Source organism: Rhodoferax sp. UBA5149, assembly GCF_002413825.1.
Lineage (GTDB): Bacteria > Pseudomonadota > Gammaproteobacteria > Burkholderiales > Burkholderiaceae_C > Rhodoferax.
This window is the reverse complement of the sequence record NZ_DHXT01000028.1, coordinates 1-1,085: the sequence shown is the minus strand read 5'-3', so window position 1 is coordinate 1,085 and position 1,085 is coordinate 1. Positions and strand designations below refer to the sequence as shown.

Annotated in this window: 2 protein-coding genes; both read left to right on the top strand. The window is 61.1% G+C overall.

The genetic code is table 11. The annotated features are described in order from the left end of the window. On the top strand, nucleotides 1-702 hold a 702-nt coding region (locus tag B3V69_RS02230; protein ID WP_296443389.1), incomplete at its 5' end, for a GspE/PulE family protein. A 6-nt stretch (nucleotides 703-708) separates the two neighbouring features. Continuing rightward, on the top strand, nucleotides 709-1,085 hold a 377-nt coding region (locus B3V69_RS02225; RefSeq protein WP_296443388.1), incomplete at its 3' end, for a type II secretion system F family protein.

Below are 1,085 nucleotides of genomic sequence, written 5' to 3'. Positions count from 1 at the left end.
CTGGCCGAGATCAATGCCGCCGAACTCAAAGTCATCACGGTGGAGGACCCGGTGGAATATCGCTTGCCGGGCATCACCCAGGTACAGATCAACGAGAAGATTGAGCTCACCTTTGCCCGTGTGTTGCGTGCCACGTTGCGGCAAGACCCGGACGTGATTCTGGTCGGTGAAATGCGGGACGCCGAAACCGCTGAAATCGGCCTGCGTGCCGCCATCACCGGTCATCTGGTGTTGTCCACCCTGCACACGCGCGATGCCATCAGCACGCCGTTTCGCCTGCTCGATATGGGCGTGCCACCCTTTATGGTGGCGACCTCCTTGCAGGCCGTTATCGCCCAGCGGCTGGTGCGGCTCAATTGTGTTGAATGCGCCGAGCCGCATGAGCCTAGCCCCCAGGAGCAGTCCTGGCTGAGCAGCATGGTTGAAACCGGGGAGCTTGTGTTGCCCAAGCGCGGTCGTGGTTGTTCGTCCTGTAACGGCACCGGTTATTCAGCGCGGCAAGGCGTGTACGAACTACTCGAAATGGACGCGGTTCTCACCCAAGCTGCTTCCCGCTCTGATCCGGCCGCATTCATGAAGCTGGCGCGTGAACGCATGAAGGGGCAAACCATGGCTAACCATGTCCTGCAACTGGTGCGCCAGGGCCGTACCTCGCTGGCCGAGGGGCTGCGCATTGGTTTTGACGCGGACGAACAGGACTAAACCTTAATGGCTGTCTATGCATGGCGTGGGCGCAACGCCCGTGGGGAGGCGGTCCAGGGTCAACTGGAAGCCATGACCGAAGGCGGCGTGGCGGATCAGTTGATGTCCATCGGCGTCGCGCCTGTTCACATCGCTATCGCGGTTGCACCGATTGACGCCAGCGCCGACAACTGGTTGGCGCGTTTAAGTCGCAAGCCGCTAGTGGTGGAAGACATACTGGTGTTCTCACGCCAGATGTACACGCTCAACAAAGCCGGTGTGCCTATTTTGCGGGCCTTCGCCGGGCTGCAGGCCTCGGCCACCAAACCCGCCATGGTGGACTTGCTCAAAGATATCCGCTCAAGCCTGGACCAGGGACGTGAGTTGTCGGCGGCCATGGCGCG